Genomic DNA, 23,713 nt, shown 5'->3' on the forward strand with positions numbered 1-23,713 from the left:
GTTACGCTTGAAAAATTCTGAAGGGGGATTTGCCCTCGTTGCGGCTATTATGGCCTGCTTGATCCTGCTCGCACTCGGAATGCTGGTGATTTCTCTTTCAACACAGGACATCAAGGTGAGCACAAAAATTGTTGGCGACAAGCGGTCTCTTGCTGCCGTAGAACAAGGCGTGCAAACCCTTTCACAGCAGTTTAATCCCCAGACCGCCCCCACTACCCCGATAACAGTTAACAGGACGGATGGCCAATCCAGTTATACTATTAATTATCCTGTTGCGTTTCCAACGAGGGGTCCTGAGTTGATAGACCCGCCAGGAGGAGGTTATGCAGTGGGATGGAAAATGAAACGGTATGATACCACGGTAGTTGGAAGAAACGCGGAGTATAGCACGCAGGTAACAGTGGGTGTGGGAATGGGATACGGCCCCGTTCCGGGCCCGGGACCATATCAATAAGGAGGTTATATGAAATCCAGGAAGGTTTATGCATTCCTTCTATGCATTGCTCTATGTAGTAGTGTATTTTTCCCCGGGCTTTTATCTGCTCAGGCGCCTCCCCCCGGCGAGGAAGCGCTGTTTAGTACATCCACAAGCCCCGATGCAATGATTATCCTTGATCTTTCAGGGAGCATGGTCTGGAACCCGGCGGGCGATACCGATATTTGGGGAAATTCTTCATGTTCGGGGACTTTTTATAGTTCCTCCGGTAGCACACATACAACGAACTGCAGCCGTCTTGCCGTCGCCAAACGGGCAATTTTCAGTATCCTCGATGATAACAATGATAATACGATTACTTCATCGGATGAAGGCAGCCTCGGGGTCAGGATAGGGTACATGCAGTATCGCAACTGCTCATCGGGCACTGAATACTCTTATGCTCGCAGCACGTCATGCACGGCAAATTACACGTACTGTACCGGTACCGGTTGCAGCGGGGGATTCTGCAGCACTTCCAAGACCAACTGCAACACAGACTGCAGTAATGTCACCGGGTGTATCAGGGTAATTAAAGAAATCGACACCAAATACAGTTCTGTCTATTGTAATAATGCGACGAGCTGTTCCATTACAAGCGGGAGCAGCTGCGGCGCTTTAAGCTGTGTCAACGGCGCAACGGCAACCGGCGGAACGCCATTGGCAGGGGGTCTTTCTGAGGCGAAAAATTACCTTGACGCCCACAAGGCGATTGATCCTGCCAAGGACTGCCGCAAGAAATTCATTATCCTGCTTACCGACGGGTCAGATACGCTTGGCTGCGGCGCGGACGGTACGGAATGTGATGATCACCGGTATAAAAACAGAAGGGAGTCTGTAGCCAGGGCCAAGGCATTAGCCGACGCGGGGTACCAGCTTTTTGTCATCGGCTTCGGTTCCACCATGCCCCCCTATCTCCAGAACACCCTCAACTGGATGGCCTATTATGGAAGAACGGACGATCCCAATACACCCAACTGGTCCTACTTGGGAGGCACAACCGCCTACAATATCCCTATAGGCTGCGATCCCAACGCAACCCCCCCTGTCACCGCCCCATGCTGCAATCTATCCACGAATCCCACCGCATGCTATCCGGCCGGCGTGACCCAATGCGCTACCGACAGTTTAACGGCAACGGCAGCCTGCTATGACTCCACCGCTCCCTATTGTACAAATCCTACAACCTGCCCCGGACATTCAACCAGTAACTATCGCGCCAATTCTAATGACCCCGGCTTTTCGGGGATAGATCCCGTTGCCGCCTCGCTCACATATATGAGAAATCTGTCTGGGTATGCCTTCATCGCTGCTGACGCCGATCAACTGAATGCGGCCCTGAAAACGGCAATCAATATTGTCCGCGAGGCAACCTACTCCTTCACCCAGGCCTCCGTACAGTCATCCCGGACCGCGGATGAAAATTATATCTATGAGGCTTCCTTCAAACCCGTCGCGAATGATCCTTTCTGGCAGGGGCATTTAAAAAAGTATAGCATAGACAGCGTTACCGGGGAAGTAGTAACTTCTACATTCGTGGATGCGGCGGATATGCTCCGGGCGAGAGATGATACAGTTGACCCAAGGAAAATATATACCTGTGTCGGCTGCACCAGTAACAGTACGCTGACAACTTTTACTATCGCACAAAATATAGACCCCAGTTATTTTGGATTCACCACTACGGCAACATCATCACGGAATGAGGTTATCGGTTACATCCGGGGTAATCCTGCCTATAACCCGGACTGCACAGATGTACCTGTCACGATTACATGCACCGGCAGCACTGTCTTTAAGCTGGGAGATGTGTTCCGGTCATCGCCGATTACCGTAGGAACGCCTTCGGCCTACTTCGACGACATCCGCGATACAAGTCATGCTTTTAGTTTGTACCGGGAAAATAATTGCCGCGCCTCTGCCTGTCCGTCTCCGGGTAATGATAACCGCATCATCGTTGTGGGGGCAAACGACGGCCAGTTGCACGCATTCAAAACGAACAATATGTCGGAGGCATGGAGCTTTATACCGCCTAATCTCCTGCCGAAGCTGAAAAACATAACCCATACTGCTCATCCCACGGCGCTTACCCACCAATATTTTGTTGATGGGCCGATAACGGTCGCCGACGTCTGGCTGGGCACAGGTTACGGGACAGTCAAATTAATTTCTGAGTGGAGAACGATGTTGATTTTCGGGGAAGGGAGGGGCAGCTCTCCCAATTTATGGAGCTCCTCGTCAACGTGTGACTCCGGCTTTAATTCGATCTACAATGCATCTGCCACACCACCTTATGAGTATTACTGCGGCTACTACGCGCTTGATGTCACCGAGACGCTGACTCCGACGTACAAGTGGCACATTGGCGGCAACACCGGAATCAATTCATTGCATGCGCCCTACCTTGGTGATCCGTGGGGCAAGGTGATGACCGGCAGGGTCAGGATCAACAACCAGGAAAAATGGGTCGGGCTTGTCGGAGCCGGTTACAACGGAGCAGACTGCACAGTCGGCATATGTGACACGAGAGGGAAGGGATTTTTCATCATTGATTTAAGTGATGGACAGATCCTCTGGAGCTATACGATGACGCCGGGTGGCACTCAGGCGAATTCGAATATGAAATACAGCATACCGGCTTCTGCTACCATTGTGGATACGGATAACGATGGTTTCATCGATAGAGTTTACATAGGGGACCTCGGTGGGAACATATGGCGTTTTAAATTCTGCACAGCGTATATGTCTGCTCAGCCGGGAGGTTGCGGTGCCTCCACCTGGACAGGGGATCGGCTCTTTGCGGGTCCCACCCCCGTTCAGCCCGTCTACACAGTTCCAGCCGTTGCCAAAGACGGGGGGGGGAATCTCTGGGTCTACTGGGGCACGGGGAGCAAGGTTGATCCTACCAACAGTACCGGACAGGGTACGTTATTTGCCTTAAAGGACAACGGTACCTCGATGTATAGTACAAGCAATATGGATAATATCTCAGCATTGACCGCAACGTACGATAACGCAAATTCCACGAATCAGGGCTATTTTATTACCTTGCCGGGAACGGGAGAGAAGATATTAGCCGATCCCACCGTATTTGGCGGAGTGGTGTATTTTACGACGTTCACACCCACCACCTCGACCAATTCCTGCGACCAGGGCGGATCTGCGTACCTCTATGCCCTATGGTATACCTCCGGGGCCGGCGCATTCCCCGGTGGACGAAGTATGTCCATTGGGACCGGGATACCCTCCGCGCCTGTTATTTCGCAGAAGCCGGGAGGGGGAGGATCTGATATCTATGTAACAACAAGCGGCGGCGGGGGAATTAGCGGAAGCACGCAAAAAGTAGAATTTAATCCTCCAGGAGGAGGCACTCGTACGGACATCCTTTACTGGAAAGATAATCGGATTCAATAGAAAGCACATTATCAAGAAAGGCGAGACTCACTTCCCCAAATCAATCCTTCGGCCATTCCAATACAGAATGACCGAAGGATTTTTTTGCAGTCATATGGTATGGGATACCTCCCCTGGAACGCATGTTTCCACGACAGGAGAGAGTGCGGATTGAAATGACGAGAGGCGTATTGCGACAGAGTTCAATTGATAAAGTTGCTAAAGAAGAGAGCGGAAGGAAACTCAGAGCAAGCGGGTGTTTGCGGCCTGCTCTTTTTAACGCCTTGGCTCAATGGCATCGAGGCTTTTTCTGGCTGCGATTCCCAGTTCCGAATCCGGTGTTATTCCGATAATGGCCTTGAACTCCGCCTTGGCCTTCTCCGCATCATGCAGCTTAATATAACACTGCCCTAACCAGTAGCGGGATTCTAATAAGGATGGAGCCGCCTTCGAGGATGCCTTGAAATAGTGAACCGCCTTTTCAAAATTCCCCTGGGCATAACAGGTTATCCCCATGTGAAGGTCTATCAGGGGGTGAGGAACCGTAGTCGGTCTCCTGTTTTTCGCATCCTGATACGTGTCAAGGGCCTTCGGGTAATCCTTCTTTCCATGATAGGCCATACCCATGTTGAACAGCGCTTTATCGGGAGTTTCATAGAGAATATTGGAAAGCGCGTTTTTAAATGATTCTATGGCATTATCCCAGAGCCCCATTTCCAGATAGATTGCCCCCAGGAAATTATGAACCTCCGAATAATCGGACCTTAACGACAATGCCTTCTTGAATTCATTGACAGCGTTATCATTGAGCCCTTTTTTGTAGTACGACATGCCGATATGATAATGGATCTTTGGGTCCTTTGGCGCGAGTTTTTCCGCCTGTAAAAATTCCTTTAATGCATCATTGGTGCGTTCAGATCCTAAATAGGCAATCCCGATATTCAGGTGAGAATCTGCCTGTTCCTGATTCCAAGGGCTCGTTGCACATGCCGTTACGGTAAGAAGAAATACCATGACAGCAGCGTATCTAAGTATTTTTAAATTGATCATATTTAGATTTAAATTTCTTAACTATGGTTGTCGGAGGAATGATATATTTGCGGGAGTCTCTTTGTAGGCGGTTTCCCTCAAAGGCAACTTTCGATTTCTTTTTCATAGTGATGTTTTCTCCCGCCATTGGCAGGAGAAAAAAGAAGAATGCCGATTGGTTATTTGGTAAAAAAGAAACGTGAAGGTCTTATCCCCCTCCTTTTGGCTTTTCGGATTTTTCTCCCACAGTGTCGCTTTTTATGATCTTTGGGGTGATAAAAACCATGAGCTGAGTTCTTTTTTTCGTGGTTGCTTCAGATTTGAACAACCACCCCAAGACCGGTATTTTGGAGAGCCATGGGATACCTGTTTCTGACGTCTGTTCTGAAGTCTTTAATATTCCCCCGATGACAATCGTATCTCCATCCTGAACGACAATTTTAGACTCTACCTCGCTTTTATTTATCGGAGGATTTCCGGATAACTGGGCGGCTTTTGTATAGTCCGCAAAATCGTTTGTCGCTTTAATCTCCATTGAGATAGTATCGTCGGGCGTAATTTTCGGCTTGACATCCAGTCTCAGGACGGCTTCCTTAAAGGTAATACTCCTGTTTCCGTCCTTATCTATGGTAATGTAGGGAACCTCCTCACCCTGTTTGATGGTTGCCTTTACATTATCCATGGTAGTAACCTTCGGTGATGAAATGATTTTCCCCTGGCCCGTAGTTTCAAGAGCCGCGATCTGGGCTTCGAGAACGGCATTGGCGCCTCCCAGTATGAGACCGAAAGTAGGCGATGCGATTGACGCCGGATAATTGAGAGCAGCAGACTGTATTACTTTTCCATCTGTGGTTTGAAATGGAATAGCGGACGGATACCCCCACGTCATGCCGCGAGATTGAACCGTGTTTGTTCCCGCAGTCAACCCATAGGAATAATCGCCGGCCCTGTTGTAGGACACGCCTCCCCATGTAACACCGAGGTTCCTGACGAATTCATCCGTTGCCTCTATGATTTTCGCTTCTATGGATACCTGCCGCAGTTTCCCCTTTTCTTCCAATCGTTCCTGCTCTGCCTTTTTGGAAAGTATCTCCGCCTTGAGACGGTCTTCTTCGCCCGACTTCCTGTCAGCCTCGTCTTTTTTCATTCTTTCGTAGGTTACGACACTGATAACATCGCCCATCTGCTTTTTAGCAAGACCATGGACATCCAAAATGGTATCAAGGGCCTGATCCCAGGGGACCTTTTTCATATGCACAGTCATGTTTCCCTTGACATCATCACCGGAGACAATAGTGATTCCTCCCTCCTCGGCGAGTAATCTCAGGACGGCCCGTATAGGTGCATCCTGAAAATCAAGGGATATCTTACGACCTGCATACTTCGTTGGGCCTGTGCCTTTTTCGACGGTCTGGCCCGTCTCCTTTTTGGTTACTACTTCTGTGGAAAACCCCGGCGCTTTTTGATCGGCTGCAGGCATTTTGCCCTCGATGCTGCCTGTATTAAAATCAATAAGGACATTCTGCCCCGCCTGACTGACACTGTAAGGTACACGCTCTCTTAACGCTATCGTGATGAGGGCCCAGTTCTGACCTTCGGTTGTTTTCTGGGACGGAACGGCATTGATTACATTGGAAAGCTTCCCCTCACCTAAAGGTCGCTTGAGTTCCCCAGGCACAAACATATTTGCCATTTTTACCACCACGGCATTACCCGCCAGGGCTTCGATAGTAACACCGGATTGTTTGGATACGACGATGGTGATGCGCTCTTTGCCTTTTATCTTTTCAAAGGTAATGTTTTCCAGGTATCCGAAGTCTGTCTTCTGTACCTGAGGCGCGGAAACCTCAGGGGGATTCGTCGCCTCCGGCGGCGCGCTCCCTGCGTACTCGACGTTACTAAAAAACATTACAAAAGCAATCAAGAATACAATCCATGGTAGTTTCTTTTTCATGGTTTTTCCTCACCTTCTTCTTTGCGAAGCTTCATCGTGATTCTCTTTGTCTTCGTCTTTCTGGCATCCCCTTCTTTGATCTTTTCTTCGACGATGACTCGGTCTGCGAGTATCCCCACTACCCTGCCACCGTGTAGACCAATGGCGGTTCCCAAATAAAGGGGATAGAATTTGCCCTTAACATCTGTGACAATGGCTATTTTGGAAGACTCATCACCTGCAATACCGACAAGCCTGAATTGATCAGTACCCGCCCTTTGCAGGGGGAATATGGGAAGGGGCTGTACTTTTTCCAGCTTCTTTTTAGCGCTGATCTCCTTATCTATGAAAGGTTTAAAAGGGTCCACCTTTCCGACAGGATTGTATTTATATGCGGGGGCTGTCTTCAAATCGGCGGCCTTTGTTTCCACCGCCTTTACATCAGTCCCTTTAGTACCTGCCGCTTTTGGATCGGCAGCGGTAATCTCTGATGCCCATAGTAGAGCGATCAAAGCCAGAAGTATTATTGTTATGCAAGCTGCAGTTCTATTTTTTTTCATCAGCTTTTTTCTCATCGAGTTTTTCCAGGAACATGTAAGTTTTAATCATACAGGACGTGTTTATATACCGTCCCCGCCCTTTTATATCCTTCCCGTCCGACATGGAGATATCTTCAATATTGATAATCCTGGGAAGCTTCGCAACCTTCTCAAAAAAAACAACGATACTATGAAAGCCGCCGGTGACCGTTACCTTAACAGGAATCTCGTCATAGAATTTTTCCTCAACTTGTTTTGGCGCAGCTCCTTTGGTATCGGGGGCTTTCTTGTCGGGCGGTTTTGCTCCAGCCGGTTGTGTCACCGGGGGTTTCTTTTCAGATTGTTTTGGTTCGAACAAGATAAAATCGATGCCGGAATCTTTTCCCGCTTGCGCAACAGCATATAAGAGACCCGGTATCTCACGTTGATCGGGAAGTTTTGTCAGGGCTATCCGTAGTGTTTCCCGCAGGGCATTAACTTCTCTTACGTACTTTTCTTTTTGAGCCGCCAGGCGCTCTTTCTCTGTAACCTGCACCTGAATCTCAGATAACTTCGTTTCAAGAGTTCCTTTCGTCTCTATAGATGATTGCAAAAAGAGAGAATAATCAATACCCCCTAAAAGCAAGAAAAATACGAGGATAATCAGTCCTTTACGTTTTGGAGGCATCTTTTTGATGTCGTCGAGGGTGATAGCCATGGAGTTACAATCCCTTCTTTTTCACGCACGATATTACAAATTGCTGCAGTTTAACACCAGAGATCTCTTTTTCCTTGGTGGATACCAAATCGACCGATTTGATAAAGGTGGAACCTGCCAGGTTTTTCATAAAGTGTGCAACGGCAATATTGCTTCTTGCTATACCCTCAATAGTGATATCTGCACCCTTCTCAGATAGTTTTTCAAGCCAGACATCCTTGATAGGAACCATCGTCGTTAGTTCATCCAGCATACGAACGGGCGCCAGACGGTTTTCTTCGAGGTTATTGATGATGGCTAGTTTTTTCTCAAGGATCGCCTTGTCGTTCTTATACAGTTCTATATCGCCGATGATTTTCGTCAGAGACGCGAGCTTATCTTCCTGAATTTTTATATTTTTTTCGAGTGTTCCGATACTCATAAAGAAATAAAGATGAACAGAGCCAATAATGAGGAGAAAACCCACAAAGGCAAGGGCAATGATCACAATCTGGCGTGTCAGATCCTCCTTTTTTTCCTTTTCCCGATAGGGAAGAAGATTAATTCTGATCATTTGTCACCTACTTTTCTTAGTGCCAGCCCTACTCCGACTGAGGCGATTGGTGCAATATCTTCAATTGTTGACGGATCAATGGCTTTTTCATTGTAACCGATTTTTCTAAAAGGATTCGCAATTTCTGCTTCAACACCGAGCCTCTGAGTCAAGTCGTTTACGATACCGGGGATTTTTGCACTTCCGCCGGAAAGGAGAATATGCTTTATATATTCCCCTCCGTAAGTCGACCTGAAATAATCGATAGACCTCTCAATTTCTGCACAGATAGGTTCGGCATGAGAAAGGAGGCTTTCTCGGAATTCTCTTTCGGCCGATTCGCCGCCGCCGGGACCTTCGATTTTGATTCTTTCCGCCTCTTCAAATGTCACCCCCATCTTCTGCTGAATCGCTTCCGTTATGGAATTTCCCGCGAGAGTAAAATCTCTGGTAAAGATGGAAGCGCCGCCTTTGAGGACGTTTATGTTCGTGATACTCGCTCCGATATTGATGAGTACGGCAATTTCGTTCTCTTCAAATTCATAATTCTCTTCATACATGGTTTCGAGTGCAAAGGAATCCACATCCATAATCACAGGTAAATATCCCGCCTGTTGTATGGCATCGGTATAACCAGTGACAATATCTTTTTTCGATGCCACAATAATAACATCCATCTGATTGGGATTGAATTCATTTTCACCGAGGATTTGAAAATCGTAGCTCACTGCATCCATGTCATCAAAAGGCAGATATTTGCCTGCTTCATCTTTTATCAGCTCACGCAAATCTCCTTCATCCATCGTGGGAAAGTTTACTTTTTTTACAATAACGGAGTGTCCCGAAATAGAGGTTACAATTTCCTTCCTTTTGCACCCGGATTGTTTGAACAGTTCTTTAATTTTCAAGGCCAATTCCTGCTGCTCCACGGGCACACCATCGACGATTACACCCTTTTCCAGGGGCATTTGGGAAAACCGGGAAAGAATGTATCCCTTTGGGGTTTCCTGTATTTCAGCAAGTTTTATAGAACTAGATCCTATGTCAAGCCCAACCAGTTGCTTACTTCCCGGCAACAGGTCGATCTTTAAGAAATCGAGCCCGATCATCTTTTTACCACGTGCGAACAGATTTTTAATGTCTAACATAGGACCACCGTGCCTGGGTATTCTCTTCCATGTTCATTTCAAATATCGATAAACGAGGTCTCCCTTTCTGACCATTCCTAGTTCGTTTCGCGCCGCCATCTCTATATAGTGGAGATCACTTTTCAATAACATGACCTTTCTATTCAATTCCTTATTTTCTAATGTTATGTCATTATTTGCTTTTTTAAAAGCCAACAATTGTTCTTTCATCGTGTAGTTGTCGATCAGTCCCCTTTTCCCAAAAATGATGAGCATACTCATCAGAAAGACGAACATGATTAGATATCTGCCTACTTTCATTCGAACTGTTCGTTCCTGCCTATCTGCAAAAAGGTCTTTATTTGTAAAAAACAAACTAAGACTCTGCGTCTGACAAAAAAACGTCTTTATATTTTTTCTGTAATGCCTTTGCGACCTTTAATTCGGAGTATTTCCGTGTCGGCAATCCCTTTTCCATCTTGGTGACGGTTTGAGGAGCTAATCCTGCCCTTCTTGCAAGTTCGGCAATGCTTAGAGGAATAGCTTCACGAAACTGTTTTACTTTGTTTTTTGTCATATCTGCTCTGATGTATGTGAACAATATCGCCTTGATGGCTCCTTTATTATACTAATTGTTAACAATGTCAAGTAAAAAATATCACTCATATACAATATATTTTAATATTAACTAATATTAATCAAAAATGGTGACATCATTATACCAATCCAATCATATTTCGTTCATTAATATTACAGAATTATGGACAGGCGTCCCGCCTGTCCTACCCCAGGGTGGGTTGGGCGTCTCGCCCGACATCACTTATTATTGAATACAAATTGATAGTAAAGGGAAAAAGGACCTTTAAGTATTTACGAAAACTACCAACCAGACCATTTATCCCCGCCTATAAGGCAGGGTATTCGGGCAGTTTTCGCAAAGAATATGATTCTATGAAGTGACGGAAGGAAGATTCTGCTGCGGTTCCCCGAGAAAAAAATCTCCCCGCTCTATCCACTCTTTGAGAATGTGCGCAATATCTCTTGCTTTATAATAACTGGAGAGTGGCGCAGTAACAACTCTATTACCGTGCAGTGTTATCTCGCCCGAGTGAAGCTCCTTGTAACTTACCTCCCCGATACTCTTGAGAACACCACCTTTCGGATAATCCATACCGTAGTCGAAGATCTGTGTATATATATCTTCATCTTTAACAGAGGTGTACCGTGCCATATCTTCGTTCAAAATGGGTATTGGGATGCCTATACCGACGTACAGAGAAACCCCATATCCGAGCATACTGGCCCCGACAAGCCAGCCGGGATTCATCTCTTTGAGGTTTCCTATGGTTGCAATCGTTCCCGCACCCTCTTTTGGGACACCGTTTTTGCCTCTGGCTGCATTGGGACTGTGCTGGGTGCCATGCCAGGCTATATAACCCTGGGCTCCTCCTAAAAAGATTCTCGTCCCGATGCCGATTGTCATGTAATAGGGATCGTTAAATAGGGGACTTAACTGTCCCGATGTCGAATAATTGGCATTGGCCATGCGGGGTCTCAATATCCCCATATAGGTATAAATTGTTTTGTCAGACATGTTAACAGCGCAACTGTAGTTCTGATAGGCGTTCCGTGGGTTGCAGAGAATGGCGTTTCGTAAATCGTTAATCGTAATATTCTTCTCGTATTTCCTCGCTGGATAGCAATCAGTTCCGTAACCCTCCGCACGCAGCCTGATCACATTGCCTGCCACCAGATCCTCGATGACATGTCCGCCTCCGTAATTGAATTCTCCCGGATAGACGCTGTTGAGGGGGTCCCCTTCGGCAATCGCCGTCGCGCCTATATAACAGTCCACTGCAGCGATACCTCCGTAGGCCGGTACGTCGTTCAGCCAGACTTTCGAGACCTTTATTCTCGGAGAGGTATGGCCGAAGTTCAGAAAGGCGCCTGATGAGCACATGGGAGCGAATGTTCCCGTTGTGACGACGTCTATCCTTCTCGCTGCTTCGACATGACCATGTCTCTCAACAATATCAATCATTTCTTCAGCTGTTACAACAACGGCCTTTCCCTGTTTGATCTTCTCATTGATCTCTCTGTATGTTTTATTTACTCTTAATTTCTTCATGAAGTGCCCATCCTCATGCTTGAAGCCTTTTTACGCTATGCAAAGGTTTCAAAATCCATTGGAGAAGGATTTTCTTGATATATTTATTTGAAAAAGAAATCCAGGGAAAATTTGAGGGGAACTACTGTAAAGTAAATCCTGTCCAAGAGTTTTCAGCTGGTATGACCGAACCCTCCATCCCCTCTTGGGGTTGCATCAAGCCGCTGACATGGTATCCATGAAACTCTGCACACACGATGAACTGTCATCTGTGCGATACGGTCACCCCGCCTGATGACGAAAGGCATTTCGCCATGATTAATCATGATGATGCCGATTTCGCCACGGTAGTCTGCATCGATGGTTCCCGGAGAATTAACGAGCGTCACACCATTTTTTATGGCAAGACCGCTTCGTGGTCTTATTTGTGCTTCATAACCTACCGGCAACTCGATCGCAATACCCGAGGGGATCATCTTTCTTTGCCCCGGAAGGAGTGTCTCATCTGTTTCCACAGCTGCGTAAATATCCATACCCGCGGAATGCTCGGTCATGTATTGGGGTAAGGGTATGTCGTCATAACCCGACAATCTCTGGATGGGTATTCTCATTTCTTCCATCATGGAGACTTAGATTCTATCCTTCATACCATTCAAGAGAAAAATCTTTTTCTGCAATCTTACCCATGGCAACCAGGGAGATGGTGTCGGGGTTGAAGATTTCACAGGCCAGAGTCATAATGTCTTCTGCTGAAACAGCATCTATAGAGGCAATAACATCTTCCGGCGGGATGTACTCTCCAAAAATAATTTCATTCTTGGCTAATTTCGTCATACGATTATCAGTACTTTCCATAGAGAGCAGGAAATTTCCTTTGATCAGCTCTTTGGTCTGCATAAGTTCCTTCTCTGTTAAGAGATCATTACGTAACCGCTTCAATTCTTTAAGAATCAAATTGATGACAACCTGTACCTTGTCCTCACCGGTTCCTGCATATATGCCTAAAAACCCAACATCCATATATGGGGCGAGGTAGGAATGAATTGCATAAGAAAGCCCCCTTTTTTCTCTGATCTCCTGAAACAGCCTGGAACTCATACTTCCCCCGAGGATGGCATTCAATAGAAAGCTGGGGTATCTTTGAGGACTTATCACGGAGGGTGCGAGGGCGCCGATGACCATATGCACCTGTTCCAGGTCTCTATTGAGTACGGCTACTTTTGATGATACCACCGGCATGTTTGTTTGAGACTTGAGGGTTTTTCCTGATATGGATCCGAAGGCCTGATTTACCAAATTGACAAAAACACCATGGTTCACATTGCCAGCAGCAGTAAGTACCAGATTATCGCACTTGTATCGTGCATTGAAGAAAGTAAGGAGGGTTTCTCTGTTTACAGTAGCTATAAGATCCTTCGTTCCTAAAACGGGAAGACCTAAGGGGTGGCCATTCCAGAATACGCTCTCAAAGAAGTCATGAATATAATCATCAGGTGAATCCTCGATCATATTGATTTCCTGAAGGACTACGGATTGTTCCTTGCTGATTTCTTCTTCATCAAAGCATGAGTTCACGTAAATATCGGCAAGAAGGTCTATTGCCATAGCCAAATGATAGTCCGGTATCTTTATATAAAATGAGGTCAGTTCCTTTCCGGTGAAGGCATTCATTATGCCGCCGACGGAATCAATAGCCGAAGCGATATCAAAAGCAGACCTGTTTTTCGTCCCTTTAAAGAGCATGTGTTCGATAAAATGAGCAGATCCATTTGTAATATGATCTTCATAACGTGAACCGCTCTGCACCCAAACCCCTATGGATATGGACCTGACATGATCGATTTCTTCGGAAATGACCCTAACGCCGTTATCCAGGATCGTCTTATTGTACATTGGCACCCAGGGCATCCTTCCTGCTGAGCCGGATTTTTCCTTGCTTGTCGATGTCAAGAACTTTTACCATTACTTCTTCACCTTCCTGGAGGATGTCGGTTACATTTTTAACCCTTTCATTAGATAACTGCGATATATGTACCAACCCTTCAGTGCCCGGCAGTATCTCGACAAATGCCCCAAAATCAACAATTTTCTTCACGATACCACGATAGATCTTCCCAATCTCTGCGTCTTCAGTCAACCACTTGACCATAGCCAATGCCCTCGATGCCGCTTCCGAATCGTTCGATGCGATGGTCACTGTACCGTCATCTTCCACATTGATGGTAACACCTGTCTCACTGATAATCTGCCTGATATTCTTCCCGCCGCTGCCGATCACATCTCTTACCTTTTCCGCTTTTACCTTGATCGTTGTAATTCGTGGAGCATATTTGGAGATATCCTTCCTCGGTTCGGCAATCGTCTCCCTGAGTTTCTCGATGATAAATATCCGTCCCTCTCTTGCCTGGTATAAGGCCCTTCTCAAAATATCATCATTGAGTCCGTCAATTTTGATGTCCATTTGCAGGGCTGTGATTCCCTTTTTTGTTCCGCATACTTTGAGATCCATATCGCCCGCATGGTCTTCATCACCGATAATGTCGGAAAGAATAACAACTTCATTATCCTCCTTCAACAACCCCATGGCAATTCCGGCAACGATGTCCTTTACCGGCACGCCTGCATCCATAAGCGAAAGTAAACCGCTGCAAACTGTGGCCATTGAGGATGAACCATTGGAAGACATAATCTCAGAGACAATCCTTATTGTGTATGGAAAAACTTCCTCAGTAGGCAGAATAGGCAGGAGGGCCTTTCTGGCAAGAGCGCCATGTCCGATTTCTCTTCTTCCCGGGTTTCTTGCAGGACGCGCTTCCCCTACACAATAAGGGGGAAAGTTATAGTGCAAAATGAAAGTTCTCATTTCTTCCCCGCCTATATAATCCAATCGCTGTTCATCTGAAGATGTACCCAGCGTAAGGGCGGCGAGCGCCTGGGTTTCACCCCTTGTAAAAAGGGCAGACCCGTGTACCCTGGGGAGAATCCCCACTTCAGCACTGATCGGTCTGATCTCCGCAGAGGATCTTCCGTCGATCCTCTTTTTGTCATGCAATATCATATTCCTGACGATTTTATCTTCCAGGTCCGACAGGATTTTTCTTACCTGAGGGCAGAGCTTGTCATCTTCAGCACAAACTTCCTTGATGACCTTTTCCCTTATCCAGTCAAGTTTTTTGTACCTGTCGAGTTTTCTTGATATGCAATAGGCTTCTTTCATGCTTTCTGTGGCTGCTTCAGCAACCTTCGCAAAAAGGGTTTCATCGATAGTGATTGCATCTGCAACCCTTTTCTCTTTACCTATGGTTTGGCGGATATGATCCTGGAGTTCAATGGCCGGCTGTAACGACTCCAGACCGAAGTTGATGGCGTCAATAATTACATCCTCTTCTGCCTCAAGGGCCTCACCTTCAAGCATAACCAGATTAATATCAAATTCCTTACCTCCTGAACCGGGCGAGACTTTTCTTCCAACGATGAAGAGATTGAAATCGCTTTTCTCCAGAGCATCTGATGACGGGTTACATACAAATTTGCCGTCTATTCGACCAACACGGACACTGGCAATCGGCCCTTTGAAAGGAATATCAGAGATTTCAAGCGCGGCAGACGCACCAAGTAAAGCTGCCACAACAGAATCATTTTCATTATCTACGGACAATACTGTCGCCGCGATTTGAGTTTCGAAGAAATAGCCTTTGGGGAAGAGAGGTCTGATGGATCTGTCAATCATCCGTGATGTCAATACTTCCCTTTCATTTGGGCGTCCCTCCCGCTTGAAAAAACCTCCGGGAATCTTCCCCGCTGCAAATGTCATCTCCTGATAATCGACCGTAAGTGGCAGGAAGTCTACGCCTTCTCTCTTATTTTTGAGCGATACGGCGGTTACAATGACGACCGTATCACCGTAGGTTACAAGGACAGATCCATCGGCCTGACCTGCCATGTAGTTAGTTTTAATGGAAATGTTTCTTCCCGCAAACTCTATAGTAAATATATTACTCATCAACTTTTCCTCTCATTATGATAATGTATGGCTCACTATTGTCCCGTATGGTGAAATACAGTAACTAAATACGAACGAATCCGCTATGCACGTAAGCTTGTTTCTCTTCTTACTTTCCGTCGTAAGAACTTGGGCTGGAATTATTTCCTGAGACCCAGACGCTGAATAACACTCCTGTATCTCTCCACTTCCTTTTTTTTAAGATAATCCAGAAGCCGCCTTCTCTTGCCCACGAGTTTCAAAAGACCTCTGCGAGAATGATGATCCTTTTTGTGCATTTTAAAATGTTCTGTCAGGTACTCTATTCTGGCACTGAGGAGAGCAATCTGGACTTCAGGAGATCCAGTATCCACTTCATGTAATTGGAAATTGTTAATGATGGCCTTTCTTTTTTCAGCTTCTAACACCGCTTTATATCCTCCCTAAAATTAGTGGTCAGTGACTATTAGTAAATAACATTTCCCATGTACGATTTAATAACGTTAATTCCTGTCCAGAGTGTATTTGTCGCTATTAAAGATTCTTAAGATTTTCACTATCTGTCTTTTGCTGTCCAGCGAACCAATCTGGTCCGACGGATAGAGCATTTTCGCGATGGAGACGAGGTTATTATCTTTATCTGTTAATTTTATCATATCTCCCGCTGCAAGGGAAGGAATATGATATATTCTCAATGTTTCTGCAGTTGGCTGATAACCATCCCTCAATTTTTTTGCAAATGCGTCGTCGATGCAAATTACCGGAAGATCAGGAAGGGCGTCAATCAGGGGGATAACATAATGGGGGAGTTTTGTCCCTTTTGTATTATCAAGACCCTCAAGAGAAACAGCAGATGTTTCAAAAAAACTGCCACACCTCGTTCTTCGCAAGCTCGCGAGACATGCACCACATCCCAGTATTTCACCAATGTCGGAACACAGAGACCTGATGTAGGTGCCCTTTGAACAGGAGACTGAAAAGGTTACGTATGGCATCATTACTTCATCAATATCAATATTGTAAATCTCTACGGTTCTCGGGGGAAGGGTGACACTAACACCTTTCCTCGCCCATTTATAGAGGGATTGTCCTTTAAATTTTATAGCTGAATACTTGGGCGGTACCTGTTCTATTTTTCCGACAAAGCGATAAATCGCATTTTCTATGTCGTTACGTCCGACACATGGGTCATCGTGAGCGATAATTTTACCTTCAATATCTTGGGTGTCCGTTGTAACACCCAGTAACATGATTGCCCTGTAGTCTTTTGTGTCCATTGAAAAGAACTGAGCTAGCTTTGTTGCCTCGTTTATACAAATTGGCAGGACACCTGTAGCCATTGGATCCAGGGTACCTGTATGCCCGGCCTTTTTTACAACGAGAGCCCTTTTAACATCCTCGACCACGTCATGTGATGTCTTTCCGGAGGGTTTATCTATCACAACGATGCCATTCATGGAATTATGAACGATCCTTAATCGCGTTTAAAACTCGATATAAAACAGTTTTGAAATTTCCATCTATATGGCAAGCGGCGGCATTAATATGCCCACCCCCGCCAAATGTGGCGGCAACTCGTTCAACATTGACTTTCCCTTTCGATCGGAGGCTTAATTTAAATTGATGCTCCGATAATTCAATAAAGAGAATAGACACTTCCACTCCCTGAATAGAGCGGGGGATATCTACAAAACCCTCAGTGTGTTCATCTCCTGCTCCAACATCCTCGATGTCTTTCCGGGAGACGACCATGTAACCAACTTTTTTATCCCAGTCAAAGGCAAGTGTTTCGAGTGCCTTTGTCATGAGTCTCACTTTGGAAAGAGGGTTGCTTTCGTAAATATTTTCTGAAATCCACTGGGGATCAGCGCCTTTTCCCACGAGGGTTCCCGCTGCCATCAGCGTGTCCTTTTTTGTGTTCGCGTAGCAGAAACCTCCTGTATCAGTGAGTATGGCTGTATACAAATTGGTTGCCATGTCCTTTGTAATATCTACATTCATCTTCAGTATAAGCCTGTAAAGAATTTCTGCCGTGGAACTCGCCTGGTGGTCGGTGAAAATTATATTACCATAGTTCCCGTTTGAGACATGATGGTCAATGTTTATGATTCGCTCCATATTACCTATGCGGGGAGCCTCTGCTCCGACTCTGTCAAGGTCACTGCAATCGAGCACAAAGACCACATCATAATTATCAAGTGTGGAAAGTTTATGGATTATTGTATCACAGCCGGGAAGAAAACAATAATTCCCCGGTGTTTCATCCTGATTATAAACTACCGCTTCCTTGCCTGAATACGTAAGCATTTGATACAGGGCCAGTTCTGATCCCAGGGCGTCGCCGTCAAGTCTCACGTGGGACGTAATAAGAAAATACTTGTACCGATTTATTATGTCAATGATCCTATCCAATATCCGATTCCTCTGTCTTTCGTATTTCTGCTAAAAGTCTGTCGATTCGACTTCCGTATGCGAATGATTCGTCAAATATAAACATGATATCGGGTACATAACGCAGTTTCAGTCTTTTTCCGAGTTCCCTCTTTAAAAAACCCGTCGCTTTTTGGAGTGCTGTTTGGGTTTGTGGTTCGCAGGTATCCTTGCCCATCTCGACAAAAAATACTTTAGCTAAACGGAGATCATCTGTTAATTTTACTCCCGTAATGGTGACAAATTTAATCCGCGGGTCTCTGATCTCTTTTAACAGGATATCCGAAATATCTGCCATAAGGAGATCTGCTACGCGGGTAGCCCTTTTAAAATTCACTATATTTGTCCTCATTATATTCAAAATGATCTATCGAATCGGGGATATTGGTGATTTCAATTTTTGTGTTCAACACTTCAGCGAGGTGAAGACTGTTGATAAATTTTAAAATGTGGTCAATTTTTCCATTTATATAACGTCTGTCATTGCCTACGACACTGAACCCGATCTTCGCTCTTTTCCATTGATCATTTTCACCAATTTCAGCAATAGAAATATTGAACTCGTTTTGAGTCCGTTTTAATATTCTATTGAGAACGCCTCTTTTTTCCTTCAGCGACCTGCTCTCAACGATCCACAAGTCTATTATACCCGATCCGATAACCATATCTTTAATAAATTCGGTTCTTCTCCCATTTAGTTGTAACAGAATTCGAGGATCCAGCTGAAAGCTATCAGCTGATAGCCGTCAGCTAATGCTGAAGATGCCGGCAACTTTTACGGAGACTAACCAAAATTTTACAGTTTTCTTTCTACCTTTTCATTAACGTAAGCCTCGATGATATCGCCCATTCTGATATCATTGAAACCCTCTATTCCAATACCACATTCGAACCCTGCAGATACTTCTTTGACGTCGTCCTTAAACCGCCTGAGGGAGTTTGCCTTACTGTTATAAATCAATACGCCATCTCTTACCAATCTGAGATTAGCATTCCTTGTAATTTTTCCCTCAGTTACATAGCTTCCGGCAATGGTCCCCACCTTGGGGACTTTAAACAGTTCCCGGACTTCGGCTCGACCAATGTCCGTTTCTTTATAAATGGGTTCAAGAAGTCCTTCCATTGCAGCTTTCATATCTCCAATGACGTCATATATGATGTCGTATAATTTAATTTCGATACCCTCTTGTTCGGCGATGTCAACCACTCTACTGTCGGGTCTTACATTAAATCCGATTACGATGGCATTGGATGCCGAGGCCAGCATGACGTCTGTTTCTGTAATAGTTCCCGTTGAACTGTGGATAATTCTCACTTTGATATCAGGAGTACTCAGCTTGTTCAATGCCTCATTCAAAGCCTCTATGGAGCCCTGGACATCTCCTTTAATGATGACGTTGAGCTCCTTAACTCCTTCTTTAATCTTTTGATATAATTGCTCAAGGGTAATTTTTGACGATTTGGAAAGTTCCCGTTCACGTTCTTTTCTAATCCAGTATTCTCCAATGCTGCGTGCTTTTTTTTCATCTTCTACACATATAAATTCTGCACTCACCTGGGGGACTCTTGAAAACCCGATTACCTCTACCGGCATAGACGGTCCGGCTTCTTTAACCCGCTGCCCCTGATCGTTAATCAGGGCTCTCGTCTTACCGAATTCCGTTTTAGAGACAAAGGCATCCCCCTCTCTCAACGTACCTTCTTGAATCAGCACTGTCGCCACCGGTCCACGTCCACGATCAAGTTTCGCTTCGATAATGATACCTCGGGCAGGGAGCGTTGGGTCAGCATGTAAATCCATGACATCCGCCTGAAGAAGAATCATTTCTAAAAGTTCTTCAATCCCTTCTTTCTTCTTAGCCGATACCTCGCAGTATATGGTTTCACCGCCCCATTCTTCCGATAAAAGGTTGTAATCGGCAAGGACTTGCTTGATTCTTCCCGGGTCAGCCCCCGGTTTATCTATTTTATTGATGGCAACGATTATGGGAACTTCTGCCACCCGTGCATGATTAATGGCCTCTATGGTTTGGTCCTTTACACCGTCATCAGCTGCGACTACCAGTACAACAATATCTGTTACAAGGGCTCCCCTTGCCCTCATGGCAGTGAAGGCTTCATGACCGGGAGTATCGAGAAACACGATATCTCTGTCTTTAATGTGGACATGATATGCACCGATAGCTTGGGTAATACCCCCCACCTCACCGGCGATCACATTCGTCCGCCGTATTGCATCTAAAAGAGACGTTTTTCCATGGTCAACATGTCCCATTATAGTGACAACGGGCGCTCTCGATTTCAGGTTTTCGGAAGATGGGTCAACTTTCTGGAAGGATTCGTCATATTCAGTTCCAACCGCTTCTACCTGATATCCAAATTCGCCGGCAATGAGGGTCGCAGCGTCACACTCTATAGACTGGTTAATGGTAACCATCATACCGAGTCCAATGAGTTTATTGATGACTTCGCTCGCCTTGACACCCATTTTTTTAGCAAGCTCACCGACAGTTACTATCTCACCGACTTTTATCCTTCTTTTGATTGCTTTCGGTACAGTAATAACCGGCTTCTTCATTTTAGTAGCAACGTGCCTTTTCCCATCCTTCCATTTACTCGTTCTTTCTTCTCTATCTGAATCCTCACGCCTGTCTTTTTTATCGACGAATTTCTTAATAAAAGCCTTTTTCCGTGCCGATGGCAGTTCTTCCATCACCACTTCAACGGACTTTTTCCCCTTTATTTTTGCCTTTTCGGCATCCCACTTGACTGGCTTTTCCACCCCCTTGGGAGGGGTAATTTCCTTTACAATCTTCAGCTCCGGCCTCTTGGGAAGTTCTTTTTTGATCTCTGCTGCGGTTTCCTTTGGTATCTGGGGAGGTATCTCCTTTTTCTTTTCTTCTCTTTTCGGCGCCTCTTTTGCTTCCGGGGACGCCGGAGGAGTTATGACCGGTTGTACGGGTTTCTTTTCGACGACTTCAATGCTCTTTTTATGCTTCTTTGAAATATCTTCAGCTATATCAGCCGGTATTTTCTGGATTTCTCCCCCTTTTTCAACAAGGGGCTCTTCTGGTTTGGTAGCTTCAATTGGAATCGCTTCTTCAGGAATGGATATTTTAGGTGTCGCTTCAACCGGGGCTGTCATTTTTGGTTGCGCTTCGCCGGAGACGACTTTTTCTTTTTTAACCTCTTTCGGAATCACTGTATCGATCTTCTCTTCTTCCGGCTTGACAGGAATTTCCTCCTCAACAGGTTTTGGCTTTACTTCCTCAATAGCCGGACGAACAGCCCGTCTTCTGATGACCGTGGACTTTATTCTTTGCTCAACCATTTCATGCGGCTCATCGGACAGCAAATCATTCTGTATTTTCTCCAAGTCTGTGTCCTCGAGTGTGCTCGAATGAGACTTTACAGCAATGCCGAGTCTTTCCAGGCGGGATATTAGGTCCTTACTATCGATACCCAGGTCTTTGGCTAACTCATAAACTCTTTTCTTCGTCATTCTTGAAATCCTCGTATAAAATGGAAACTAAGGTGATACCAAGAAACCTTTACGAAAGGTTTCTCTTTGAGGGGATTCCCCCCGACCTACCCTTCAATTCAGGGGCTTTGGGGTACGTTTGCCTCTTCATCGATAATCCTGACTGCTGCTTCAATCCATTGCGATGCGCTCTTCTCACCCACTCCCTGAATCATTGACAATGTCTCGGGATCGGTTGAGGCGATCATGGCGACGCTTTTAAACCCTTCATTATAGAGCTTCTCCGCCATAGCCTCGCCTATACCATGAATTTTCATGAGGGATTTAAATCCCTCTTCTTCCTGTGAAGCTGCCATGGATTCACTCTTAACGTCGATCTTCCACCCCGTCAATTTAACGGCCAGCCTAACGTTCTGTCCATTCTTCCCGATTGCTAAAGACAACTGATCGTCGGGAACGATTACTTCCATGGAACGGATTTCATCATCCATGATGACCCTGTTAACCTTGGCTGGTGAGAGGGCACTGCAAACATAATTAGCGTTATCGGCAGAATAGGGGACAATATCGATCTTCTCTCCCCTCAATTCCTGTACTACACTCTGTACACGGGAACCTCTCATACCGACACAGGCTCCCACCGGATCAATATCTTTATCTTTTGTTCTCACGGAAATCTTGGAGCGTTTTCCGGGTTCTCTTGCTACATTTACAATATCGATGAGACCCTCTGAAATCTCCGGGACTTCCACTTCAAAAAGGGCTTTGAGGAATCCCGGATGCGTCCTGGAAAGGATAATCTGAGGACCTTTAGATATCCTTTTTATATCGCATACATATGCACGAATTCGATCTCCCCGCTTATAGGTTTCTCTATAAATCTGTTCCGCTGTGGGTATCACACCTTCAGCCCGGCCAAGGTTAACGATAAGATTCCCCCCGTCGAATCTTTGAACAAAACCGCTGACCAGTTCACCCTTTTTATCTTTATATTCCTCGTAGACGTTGTCCCGCTCCGCATCCTTAACCTTTTGAATGATTATCTGCTTGGCCGTCTGAACAGCAATCCTGCCAAAGGTGTTCGTTTCTATTTTCATGCCGAGACTGTCTCCCCGCTGTGCTTCTTCATCAAGATTTCGCCTGGCCTCTTCTAGCGAAACCTGAACATCAGGGTCCAGTACTTTATCCACTACGGTTTTGAACTGAAATACCTCAAGTTCTCCTGCTTCCTCGTTGTAGCGGGCCTCTAAATCAACATGAGGACCCAATTTTTTTCGTGCAGCGGTTAACATGGCTGTTTCCAGTGCCTCTATAATGACACTTTTGTCTATACCTCTATCCTTACCCATCTGTTCTATCAGACGTTTAAGTTCTGGTAACATTGAGAACCCTCCATAATTATATCAGAATTCATACTCGATATGTGCCTTTATTACCAAATCTTTTGGTATGTGATAAATCTTCCCTGAAACATCGATAATGAGAATTTTCCTGCCATTTTCATCCAGATAATCAATGAGTTTTCCCTGAAAATTCTTCACGCCTTCCAGCTTTTCACCTACCTTGATACGGACCTTATATCCACGGTATTTAATAAAATCCTTGTCTTGATTAAGTGGTCGATCCAATCCTGGAGAGGAGACCTCCAAGGTATAATGACCGGGGGGGACGTCATGAACATCAAGAATGTCACCTATCTGTTTGCTGATTTCAGAACAATCGTCGATGGTGACTCCTCCCTCCTTATCCATGTAAATTCTCACCAGCCAGCGGGATTTCATTTTCAAGCATTCGATATCAACTATTTCGAGATTCTCAGAGTCAAGCACAGGCTCAATGAGGAGCCGGATCTCTTCCCGGTATTTGTTTGTAATATCTTTCATTTTTACGATTCTTGTGCCTTCTTGGAAAAAAAAAGTGGGCAACCGCCCACTCATCACAAACGTACAAGATGATTTTCGCAAGGTTTCTAACATAGAAAAATTTCG

Annotated in this window: 22 protein-coding genes; 2 read left to right on the forward strand and 20 right to left on the reverse strand. The window is 45.5% G+C overall.

Annotated features, from left to right (window positions below; genetic code table 11):
• Positions 1-454: hypothetical protein (locus NTW12_03025; protein MCX5845316.1), on the forward strand; the 454-nt coding region annotated here is incomplete at its 5' end.
• A gap of 9 nt (positions 455-463) precedes the next feature.
• The gene (locus tag NTW12_03030; GenBank protein MCX5845317.1) at positions 464-3,889 is read left to right on the forward strand and encodes a PilC/PilY family type IV pilus protein; all 3,426 of its coding nucleotides are present in this window, start codon (positions 464-466) and stop codon (positions 3,887-3,889) included.
• 255 nt (positions 3,890-4,144) lie between these two features.
• Here NTW12_03030 and NTW12_03035 read toward each other — a convergent pair whose 3' ends face one another.
• From NTW12_03035 to NTW12_03130, 20 genes are all read right to left on the reverse strand, one after another.
• Positions 4,145-4,918, reverse strand: a complete 774-nt coding sequence (locus tag NTW12_03035; protein ID MCX5845318.1) for a tetratricopeptide repeat protein — start codon at positions 4,916-4,918, stop codon at positions 4,145-4,147.
• A gap of 187 nt (positions 4,919-5,105) precedes the next feature.
• A complete protein-coding gene (locus NTW12_03040; GenBank protein ID MCX5845319.1) occupies positions 5,106-6,851 on the reverse strand; it encodes a hypothetical protein in 1,746 nt (581 codons plus the stop codon).
• Complete coding sequence (locus tag NTW12_03045; protein ID MCX5845320.1) at positions 6,848-7,390, reverse strand: pilus assembly protein PilP; 543 nt, start codon at positions 7,388-7,390, stop codon at positions 6,848-6,850. Before NTW12_03045 ends, NTW12_03040 begins: the two co-directional genes overlap by 4 nt.
• Entirely contained in the window at positions 7,377-8,066 is a 690-nt protein-coding gene (gene pilO / locus NTW12_03050; GenBank protein ID MCX5845321.1) for a type 4a pilus biogenesis protein PilO, read from the reverse strand. The genes NTW12_03045 and pilO overlap by 14 nt, the downstream gene beginning before the upstream one ends.
• A gap of 4 nt (positions 8,067-8,070) precedes the next feature.
• A complete protein-coding gene (locus NTW12_03055; GenBank protein MCX5845322.1) occupies positions 8,071-8,619 on the reverse strand; it encodes a PilN domain-containing protein in 549 nt (182 codons plus the stop codon).
• Complete coding sequence (pilM, locus tag NTW12_03060) at positions 8,616-9,746, reverse strand: type IV pilus assembly protein PilM (GenBank protein ID MCX5845323.1); 1,131 nt, start codon at positions 9,744-9,746, stop codon at positions 8,616-8,618. Before pilM ends, NTW12_03055 begins: the two co-directional genes overlap by 4 nt.
• A gap of 33 nt (positions 9,747-9,779) precedes the next feature.
• A complete protein-coding gene (locus NTW12_03065) occupies positions 9,780-10,046 on the reverse strand; it encodes a septum formation initiator family protein (protein ID MCX5845324.1) in 267 nt (88 codons plus the stop codon).
• Between the two features lie 55 nt (positions 10,047-10,101).
• Positions 10,102-10,302, reverse strand: coding sequence for a helix-turn-helix domain-containing protein (locus NTW12_03070; protein MCX5845325.1), 201 nt, complete (start codon positions 10,300-10,302; stop codon positions 10,102-10,104).
• A 372-nt stretch (positions 10,303-10,674) separates the two neighbouring features.
• On the reverse strand, positions 10,675-11,853 hold the full coding sequence (locus tag NTW12_03075; GenBank protein MCX5845326.1) for a homocysteine biosynthesis protein: 1,179 nt from the start codon (positions 11,851-11,853) through the stop codon (positions 10,675-10,677).
• Positions 11,854-12,005: 152 nt separating this feature from the next.
• Positions 12,006-12,452 (reverse strand): dUTP diphosphatase, encoded by a 447-nt coding sequence (dut, locus tag NTW12_03080; protein ID MCX5845327.1) that lies wholly within the window; start codon positions 12,450-12,452, stop codon positions 12,006-12,008.
• 16 nt (positions 12,453-12,468) lie between these two features.
• Positions 12,469-13,725, reverse strand: a complete 1,257-nt coding sequence (locus NTW12_03085; GenBank protein MCX5845328.1) for a pitrilysin family protein — start codon at positions 13,723-13,725, stop codon at positions 12,469-12,471.
• Positions 13,715-15,835, reverse strand: a complete 2,121-nt coding sequence (locus NTW12_03090; GenBank protein ID MCX5845329.1) for a polyribonucleotide nucleotidyltransferase — start codon at positions 15,833-15,835, stop codon at positions 13,715-13,717. The genes NTW12_03085 and NTW12_03090 overlap by 11 nt, the downstream gene beginning before the upstream one ends.
• 140 nt (positions 15,836-15,975) lie before the next feature.
• A complete protein-coding gene (rpsO, locus tag NTW12_03095; GenBank protein ID MCX5845330.1) occupies positions 15,976-16,242 on the reverse strand; it encodes a 30S ribosomal protein S15 in 267 nt (88 codons plus the stop codon).
• A gap of 75 nt (positions 16,243-16,317) precedes the next feature.
• Positions 16,318-17,271, reverse strand: coding sequence for a tRNA pseudouridine(55) synthase TruB (gene truB, locus NTW12_03100; GenBank protein MCX5845331.1), 954 nt, complete (start codon positions 17,269-17,271; stop codon positions 16,318-16,320).
• Between the two features lie 4 nt (positions 17,272-17,275).
• Entirely contained in the window at positions 17,276-18,226 is a 951-nt protein-coding gene (locus tag NTW12_03105; GenBank protein MCX5845332.1) for a bifunctional oligoribonuclease/PAP phosphatase NrnA, read from the reverse strand.
• On the reverse strand, positions 18,219-18,581 hold the full coding sequence (gene rbfA / locus NTW12_03110) for a 30S ribosome-binding factor RbfA (protein MCX5845333.1): 363 nt from the start codon (positions 18,579-18,581) through the stop codon (positions 18,219-18,221). Before rbfA ends, NTW12_03105 begins: the two co-directional genes overlap by 8 nt.
• Positions 18,571-18,909 carry a DUF503 domain-containing protein gene (locus NTW12_03115; protein ID MCX5845334.1) on the reverse strand — a complete coding sequence of 113 codons (339 nt, stop codon included), beginning with the start codon at positions 18,907-18,909 and terminating at the stop codon, positions 18,571-18,573. Before NTW12_03115 ends, rbfA begins: the two co-directional genes overlap by 11 nt.
• A gap of 131 nt (positions 18,910-19,040) precedes the next feature.
• Positions 19,041-21,746, reverse strand: coding sequence for a translation initiation factor IF-2 (infB, locus tag NTW12_03120; GenBank protein ID MCX5845335.1), 2,706 nt, complete (start codon positions 21,744-21,746; stop codon positions 19,041-19,043).
• A gap of 98 nt (positions 21,747-21,844) precedes the next feature.
• A complete protein-coding gene (gene nusA, locus NTW12_03125; protein MCX5845336.1) occupies positions 21,845-23,107 on the reverse strand; it encodes a transcription termination factor NusA in 1,263 nt (420 codons plus the stop codon).
• 21 nt (positions 23,108-23,128) lie between these two features.
• The gene (locus tag NTW12_03130) at positions 23,129-23,608 is read right to left on the reverse strand and encodes a ribosome maturation factor RimP (GenBank protein MCX5845337.1); all 480 of its coding nucleotides are present in this window, start codon (positions 23,606-23,608) and stop codon (positions 23,129-23,131) included.
• Positions 23,609-23,713: the final 105 nt, after the last annotated feature.

The organism is Deltaproteobacteria bacterium, assembly GCA_026388545.1.
GTDB lineage: Bacteria > Desulfobacterota > Syntrophia > Syntrophales > UBA2185 > JAPLJS01.

Coding starts and splice junctions, on each gene's coding strand:
- NTW12_03030 (MCX5845317.1), top strand. CDS start 464: ATGAAATCCAGGAAGGTTTATGCATTCCTTCTATGCATTGCTCTATGT.
- NTW12_03065 (MCX5845324.1), bottom strand. CDS start 10,046: ATGAAAGTAGGCAGATATCTAATCATGTTCGTCTTTCTGATGAGTATG.
- NTW12_03055 (MCX5845322.1), bottom strand. CDS start 8,619: ATGATCAGAATTAATCTTCTTCCCTATCGGGAAAAGGAAAAAAAGGAG.
- NTW12_03045 (MCX5845320.1), bottom strand. CDS start 7,390: ATGAAAAAAAATAGAACTGCAGCTTGCATAACAATAATACTTCTGGCT.
- pilM (MCX5845323.1), bottom strand. CDS start 9,746: ATGTTAGACATTAAAAATCTGTTCGCACGTGGTAAAAAGATGATCGGG.
- dut (MCX5845327.1), bottom strand. CDS start 12,452: ATGGAAGAAATGAGAATACCCATCCAGAGATTGTCGGGTTATGACGAC.
- NTW12_03040 (MCX5845319.1), bottom strand. CDS start 6,851: ATGAAAAAGAAACTACCATGGATTGTATTCTTGATTGCTTTTGTAATG.
- NTW12_03115 (MCX5845334.1), bottom strand. CDS start 18,909: ATGGTTATCGGATCGGGTATAATAGACTTGTGGATCGTTGAGAGCAGG.
- NTW12_03035 (MCX5845318.1), bottom strand. CDS start 4,918: ATGATCAATTTAAAAATACTTAGATACGCTGCTGTCATGGTATTTCTT.
- NTW12_03085 (MCX5845328.1), bottom strand. CDS start 13,725: ATGTACAATAAGACGATCCTGGATAACGGCGTTAGGGTCATTTCCGAA.
- NTW12_03070 (MCX5845325.1), bottom strand. CDS start 10,302: ATGACAAAAAACAAAGTAAAACAGTTTCGTGAAGCTATTCCTCTAAGC.
- NTW12_03130 (MCX5845337.1), bottom strand. CDS start 23,608: ATGAAAGATATTACAAACAAATACCGGGAAGAGATCCGGCTCCTCATT.
- nusA (MCX5845336.1), bottom strand. CDS start 23,107: ATGTTACCAGAACTTAAACGTCTGATAGAACAGATGGGTAAGGATAGA.
- truB (MCX5845331.1), bottom strand. CDS start 17,271: ATGAATGGCATCGTTGTGATAGATAAACCCTCCGGAAAGACATCACAT.
- NTW12_03075 (MCX5845326.1), bottom strand. CDS start 11,853: ATGAAGAAATTAAGAGTAAATAAAACATACAGAGAGATCAATGAGAAG.
- NTW12_03090 (MCX5845329.1), bottom strand. CDS start 15,835: ATGAGTAATATATTTACTATAGAGTTTGCGGGAAGAAACATTTCCATT.
- infB (MCX5845335.1), bottom strand. CDS start 21,746: ATGACGAAGAAAAGAGTTTATGAGTTAGCCAAAGACCTGGGTATCGAT.
- pilO (MCX5845321.1), bottom strand. CDS start 8,066: ATGGCTATCACCCTCGACGACATCAAAAAGATGCCTCCAAAACGTAAA.